The sequence below is a fragment of the Rhizobium altiplani genome, from assembly GCF_001542405.1.
In the GTDB taxonomy this organism is placed as follows: Bacteria; Pseudomonadota; Alphaproteobacteria; order Rhizobiales; family Rhizobiaceae; genus Rhizobium; species Rhizobium altiplani.
Map to the genome: position 1 here is coordinate 1 of NZ_LNCD01000081.1, position 6032 is coordinate 6032.

The window sequence follows — 6032 nt, forward strand, 5'->3', positions numbered from 1 at the left end:
CTTGAGGACCACACCCCCATCAACAATGTCGGTGTTCAGATAGGCCCGTACCAAGCGGATCACGCCGGGATCGGGGATTTTCTGCGCAGACGGTCGATCAGGATGTCATGGTCAACCCGGTCGAAGAATTTCTCCAGGTCAACGTCCACGACAACCCGCCGTCCGGACTGCACGAACGATTGCGCCGCCAGGACGGCATCGTGTGCACTCCTTCCAGGACGGAAGCCGTAGCTGTGCTGACTAAAAGTCGGATCAAGAATAGGCTGGAGGACTTGCAGGAGCGCCTGTTGGATCAGACGGTCCAGCACCCTGGGGATGCCAAGCTCGCGCTCGCCGCCCCCTTGGCTTCGGGATCATCACATATCCGGTTCTTGTCCATCGGCCCGCAGGTTCGATCCACGCTTCCTCCCCACGGTTGGTCACCCTTCCGCAGTTGCGCTTCACTTCGCTCGCTGTGACCAGCTTACGGTGGGACTTCCACCCACAAGAATGCGCCCATGCTGGGCGCACAACAAAAAAGCCCGGCATCAGCCGGGCTCTTAAGAACTTGGCGCTCAGCTTAGTTGAGGCGGCTCTTGACCTGACCGACCGCGTCGCTGAAGAGTTCGGACCGAACCTTCGTGTCGGCCTTCTTTGCCAGAACATTTTCGGCAGCAGCGATTGCCAGATCGACGGCAGCGGAACGCACCGCCTTCATCGCATCGGCTTCCGCCTGCTTGATCTTCTGCTCGGAAACCACCGTGCGGTTTGCGACGAATTCTTCCGTCTTCTTCTTGGCTTCGGCGGTCAGCATTTCGGCCTCGCGCTCGGCTGCAGCAACGATGTGTGCAGCTTCAGCTTCGGCTTCCTTACGCTTGCGCTGATATTCGGCCAGCAGGTGCTGGGCTTCTTCGCGCAGGCGCTTGGCTTCCGAGAGCTCGTTGCGGATCTGATCTGCGCGGTCGTCCAGCGACTTGGCCATCATGCCCGGAACCTTGAGGTAAACAACCAGCGCCAGGAACAGGACAAGGCCGACAAATGCGAAGAATGTCGCGTCGAATGCAAATTCCATCGATCAAGCCCCCTTCTTGATATCAGCGACTGCGGCGGCAACATCTGCCTTTGCCGAGGTGCCGATCAGCTGCTCTACGACAGCCGTTGCTGTTTCTTCGGCGATGGTGCCGACGTCAGCGAATGCCTTCGCCTTAATGTCTGCGATGCGACCTTCGGCAGCCTTGAGCTTTTCGGCCAGACCTGCTTCCACGGCCTTGCGGTCGGCTTCCGCCTTCAGCTTGGCAGCGTCGCGGGCGGCTGTGCCGATCGCGTTCGACTTGGCGCGCGCGGCGGCCAATTCGGCTTCGTAAGCGGCAACATCGGCGTCCGCTTCCGCCTTCAGGCGGCCTGCCTCATCGAGGTCCTGCGAGATGCGGTTGTGACGCTGCTCGAGGATATTGCCGATGCGCGGCGCGATGACCTTTTGCATGAGCACGAAGAAGACGACAAACGTAATTGCCAGCCAAAGCAGCTGCGAAGCGTAGGTCGTCGAATCGAAAGGCGGAAACACGCCGCCACCATGATGCTCGGCTGGTACGCCGGTCTCGGTGTGGACATCGCCTGCTGCCGGGGCGGCATGCGTGTCTGTACCGGTTGCTGCACCAGTTTCTGCGGTTCCCGCCGGGGCCTCTTCGGCGTAAGCCGGGGTCACAAAAAACATGCTCACCTCCAGGTGTACTGCAAATGCAAAGGATCACGGCATGCGGACTGCAGGCCGTGATCCTTCAATGCGCCTGTATTAAACGGCGAAGAGCAGGAGGAGAGCGACGAGCAGCGAGAAGATGCCCAGAGCTTCCGTAACGGCGAAGCCGAAAACCAGACGGCCGAACTGGCTGTCAGCAGCAGACGGGTTGCGCAGAGCGCCGGACAGGTAGCTGCCGAAGATGTTGCCGAGGCCGAGAGCCGTACCGGCCATACCAAAGCAAGCCAGACCTGCACCGATGAACTTTGCTGCTTCCGCTTCCATGTTGAACTCCTTTGAAATGGTTGTGTTGCGGCGAAATTGACTGACGCCCGAGGGACGTCAATGTCGGTATCCCTTAGTGGCCACCCGGATGGATCGCGTCATTGAGGTACATGCATGTCAGCACCGCAAAGACGTAAGCCTGGAGGAAGGCGACGAGGAACTCGAGACCGGTCAGGGCGACCGTCATAATCAGGGGAAGAACGGCTCCACCAACACCGACCGCACCCAGCGCTCCAAGCGAGGCAACGAAGCCTGCGAACACCTTCAGGGTGATGTGACCAGCCAGCATATTGGCAAAAAGACGAACAGAGAGCGAAATCGGGCGGGACAGGAAGGAAATGATTTCGATCGACACAACAAGGGGCAGAAGAATGCCAGGAACGCCTTGCGGGACAAAAACATTCAGGAAGTGGAAGCCGTGCTTATAAAAGCCGTAGACGAGAACCGTGCCGATAACGAGCAGCGCTAGCGCGAAGGTGACGATGATCTGGCTGGTGACCGTAAAGAAGTACGGGAACATGCCGAGCAGGTTTGCCGTCAACACGAACATGAAGAGCGAGAAGACCAATGGGAAGAACTTCATCCCCTTGGATCCGGCGCCTTCCTTCAGCATGTTGGCGATGAATTCGTAGGACATCTCCGCAACCGACTGTGAGCGGCCCGGCACGATCGCCCGGTTGGACGTCGAGAAATACAGGAAGCCGGCGGCAACGGCAGCGGACGCCACCATGAAGAGCGATGCATTCGTAAACGAGAAATCAATTCCGCCGATTTCGATCGGCACAATCTTCTGGATCAGGAACTGATGGGTCGGATCGTTAGACACCGCTTGTTCTCTCTATCTTTAGCCCGCGCGAGACGGGATTATTGCACTGGATCGAACGCCGGAGCGCCCTGCCCTATTTTCCACCATGCTGGCGCTCGGTAGGATCCGGTTTTGCAACCTTCCCCGCAGCGCGCAGAACGTTCAATACGCCGGCACAAAACCCAAGAAGAAGAAGAACGATCAATCCCCAAGGCGCCGTGCCGACAAAACGGTCGAGGAGATAGCCAAGAACGGCGCCTACGACGATAGCGGAGATGAACTCGCTCGAAAGCTTCATCGCCTGGGCATAACCTTTGCGGCTTGCCTCGGCGCTGGCTTCGATAGCCTCTTCCTTCCCCGCTTCTACGCGCTTGGTTGCGAGTTTCGCTTCCAATTGCGCACGGCGCTTCTCAAGACTTTCCTCGCGGTCTTCCGCCATGGTGCTCTCCTCCGCCAGCCGCTGTCCGCGATCCCGCTACCCCGGTTTTCCGGACAACGACCCCAAGGTTTGAGAACCTTTCGGCCCGTTTTGAAGTCGCGCGCAACATAGTTTTAGCAAAAAGCATAGTCAAGGCGTGAGCGGTGGATGTCCAGCCATAAAATAAGCGATAAAAAACATGGGCTTAGGCCGATCTTGGCACACTTATCCAAAATCGACCGAAAGAATCCGCTTTCCTGTGCTGCCAAGAGACGCAAAATCGCGTCAGGATTGGCTTTTTCCTCAGCTCCAACCGCCGCCATAGGTGCGATAGAAGACGTGCAGACCGATGCGGCCGACCTTTTCCATGGTCTTTGCCCATTTCGGACGAACGTAGACGGCATGGTAGTGCGTGGCGGAGCCAACCTGCGGGAGCCAGATCTTGCCGGCGGTGACCGCCATCGCGACTTCGCGGGCGATTCTCCAGTGATACTGCGAGTTCACCCGGTCCCTGATGTTGTCGCAGGCAAAGGAGAACTGGCATCGGTTGCGCCAATCCTCGTTCTGGTAGACGACGCCGCAGATCGTCTTCGGGTAGGCCGGATTGCGGACGCGATTGAGAATGACCTGCGCGACGGCGGCCTGCCCCTTCACCGTTTCGCCACGCGCTTCGAAATAGATTCCGGATGCCAGGCACTGCTGCTCGGCCGCCGAAAACACCGAGGGCGCCAAGATGCTTGCGGCCCAGGCGTGATCCCGCGGGCCGATCTGCGGCACAAAGCGGCCGTCGTCGGCCTTGTCGGTGAGAATCGAATCGAACGGCGACTGACGGGAGTAGTCGGGAGCGCTCGGCGCATAGGCCGTCGCCAGCACGTCAGCCTTTGCGTTGGTCACGAGACCAGCCAGCATGGGCGAGACGCCGCGGTCCGGCTTGGGCGGTTCCTTCGTATAGAAATTGGTCGCGATCTGGATTTCCTTGCCCTTGATCTTCGGCTTCACGAAGGCGGATTTGTCCTTCAGGTCGAAGGTGGGCTGAAAGAGCAGGCGCGTTCGCTGGAGAATGGACCCGGCGGAAAAGTCCTTCGGCGGCTGCACCGTTTCGACAGCAACGACGCGGCCTTTCTTGGCCGGGCGATTGACGCGGTCCTCGTCCGACGTCGCCTCGTGTCCCTTGTCCTTCACCATGAATGCGACCTTGCGGCCGTCGGGCAAAACCATGCCGGCCCCGGCAGCAATCGTGCCCGTGACTACGGGATCGGCAAAGGTCAGCTCAGCCTGATGGATCGAACCTGCCGGCGAATTGGTTAGAACCATGCGCCAGTTTTCCCTACCCTGGTCGAGGCCGGCAAGCAGAGCCGCGAGGTCGGCATGCGACGCCATCGTCGGTGACATCAGCCACCCGCAAACGCCGAAGAGCGCGGGTGAACTCCAATTTTGAAGCAAGAGGCGCAGCTTGCCACGGGAAGGGCTATTTCGACGCAACGCGAGACTCCGGCATGAGACGCATGAACATGCCGTTGAAAATGTCTCATTAACCTTGATGCTTGGTTAATGCCGAGGCCCTCCGGAGACGAAAGATTAGCGCGAGGGAAAATAAAAAAGCCCGGCGGATCGCCGGGCTCAGACTGCTGACAAACCCCTGGCCTCGTCCAGGGGTTTGTGATTCACTGGGTCATGTTGAAGAAACCTGCTCCCGAACAGACGGCTCTCGAGATGGTGACGCTCGATCAGCTTGTTCCGAAGGATCACCTGCTTCGCAAGATCGACGCGGTAATCGACTTTTCCTTCATCCATGATCGGGTTGCCGGTCTTTACTGTGCTGATAACGGCCGCCCGCCGCTCGATCCGACCTTGATGTTCAAGGCGCTGTTCATCGGTTACCTGTTCGGCGTGCGCTCGGAGCGTCAGTTGGTGCGCGAGATCGAGGTCAACGTCGCCTACCGCTGGTTCTTGCGGCTGAAGCTGACGGATCCCGTGTTCGACGCCTCGACCCTGTCGCAGAACCGCCGCCGGCGCTTCAACGACACGTCGGTGGCCCAGGACATCTTTGATCATATCGTCAGCCAGGCGATCGCCCACAAGCTGGTCGATGGCACGGTGCTTTACACGGATTCAACGCATCTGAAGGCGAATGCCAACAAGGGCAAATACGATCTTGCGATGATCGAAAAGTCGCGGGCCGATTATTGGGCCGATCTCGACCGGGCGATCGAGGCGGAGCGGACGCTGCACGGGCAAAAGCCGCTGAAGGACAAAGAGCGTGAGCCGCAGGTGAAGGAAATCAAGGTGTCGCGCACCGATCCCGACAGCGGCTACATGGTGCGCGACGGCAAGCCGAAGGGCTTCTTCTATCTCGACCACCGCACGGTCGACGGCAAGCTTGCGATCATCACCGACACCCATGTGACGCCGGCCAATGTGCATGACAGTATCGTCTATCTCGAGCGGCTCGACCGGCAGCGGGAGCGGTTCGGCTTCGAGGTCGGCGCCGTCGGCCTGGATGCCGGCTATGCCACGTCCGGCATCGCCAAGGGGCTGGAGGACCGCCAGATCCTAGGCGTCACCGGCTATCGCAATCCGACCCCACCCAAAGATGGCATGATGCGCAAGTCGAAGTTCGACTATGAGCCCGAGACGGACGGTTATCGCTGCCCCGAAGGCCAACTGCTCGCCTATGCCACCACCGACCGCAACGGTTATCGCCACTACACATCCGACCCGGCGATCTGCCAAACCTGTCCGCTGCTCGCCTCCTGCACATCAAACACCAAGGCGGTGCGCACCATCACCCGCCATGTCTGGGCCGATGC

The 6032-nt window shown here is 59.5% G+C and carries 7 protein-coding genes and 1 pseudogene; 1 reads left to right on the forward strand and 7 read right to left on the reverse strand.

The window, feature by feature from the left end:
- The 7 genes and pseudogenes from AS026_RS40135 to AS026_RS17605 all read right to left on the reverse strand — a co-directional run.
- A pseudogene (locus AS026_RS40135) lies at nucleotides 1-360 on the reverse strand (reverse transcriptase domain-containing protein); the annotation flags it as partial.
- Nucleotides 361-559: 199 nt separating this feature from the next.
- Entirely contained in the window at nucleotides 560-1051 is a 492-nt protein-coding gene (locus tag AS026_RS17580) for a F0F1 ATP synthase subunit B (protein WP_062370785.1), read from the reverse strand.
- 3 nt (nucleotides 1052-1054) lie between these two features.
- Nucleotides 1055-1693: a F0F1 ATP synthase subunit B gene (locus AS026_RS17585; protein WP_018859317.1), complete on the reverse strand. Its 639-nt coding sequence runs from the start codon at nucleotides 1691-1693 to the stop codon at nucleotides 1055-1057.
- A 78-nt stretch (nucleotides 1694-1771) separates the two neighbouring features.
- Nucleotides 1772-1999, reverse strand: coding sequence for a F0F1 ATP synthase subunit C (locus AS026_RS17590; protein ID WP_003588243.1), 228 nt, complete (start codon nucleotides 1997-1999; stop codon nucleotides 1772-1774).
- A 73-nt stretch (nucleotides 2000-2072) separates the two neighbouring features.
- Nucleotides 2073-2825, reverse strand: a complete 753-nt coding sequence (locus AS026_RS17595; RefSeq protein WP_062370787.1) for a F0F1 ATP synthase subunit A — start codon at nucleotides 2823-2825, stop codon at nucleotides 2073-2075.
- Nucleotides 2826-2898: 73 nt separating this feature from the next.
- Nucleotides 2899-3243: an AtpZ/AtpI family protein gene (locus AS026_RS17600; RefSeq protein ID WP_062370789.1), complete on the reverse strand. Its 345-nt coding sequence runs from the start codon at nucleotides 3241-3243 to the stop codon at nucleotides 2899-2901.
- 282 nt (nucleotides 3244-3525) lie between these two features.
- Nucleotides 3526-4704 carry a cell wall hydrolase gene (locus AS026_RS17605; RefSeq protein ID WP_025659422.1) on the reverse strand — a complete coding sequence of 393 codons (1179 nt, stop codon included), beginning with the start codon at nucleotides 4702-4704 and terminating at the stop codon, nucleotides 3526-3528.
- A gap of 192 nt (nucleotides 4705-4896) precedes the next feature.
- Here AS026_RS17605 and AS026_RS17610 point away from each other — a divergent pair.
- A partial coding sequence (locus AS026_RS17610) for an IS1182 family transposase (protein WP_062368615.1) occupies nucleotides 4897-6032 on the forward strand: 1136 nt, incomplete at its 3' end.

Coding starts and splice junctions, on each gene's coding strand:
- AS026_RS17600 (WP_062370789.1), bottom strand. CDS start 3,243: ATGGCGGAAGACCGCGAGGAAAGTCTTGAGAAGCGCCGTGCGCAATTG.
- AS026_RS17585 (WP_018859317.1), bottom strand. CDS start 1,693: ATGTTTTTTGTGACCCCGGCTTACGCCGAAGAGGCCCCGGCGGGAACC.
- AS026_RS17590 (WP_003588243.1), bottom strand. CDS start 1,999: ATGGAAGCGGAAGCAGCAAAGTTCATCGGTGCAGGTCTGGCTTGCTTT.
- AS026_RS17580 (WP_062370785.1), bottom strand. CDS start 1,051: ATGGAATTTGCATTCGACGCGACATTCTTCGCATTTGTCGGCCTTGTC.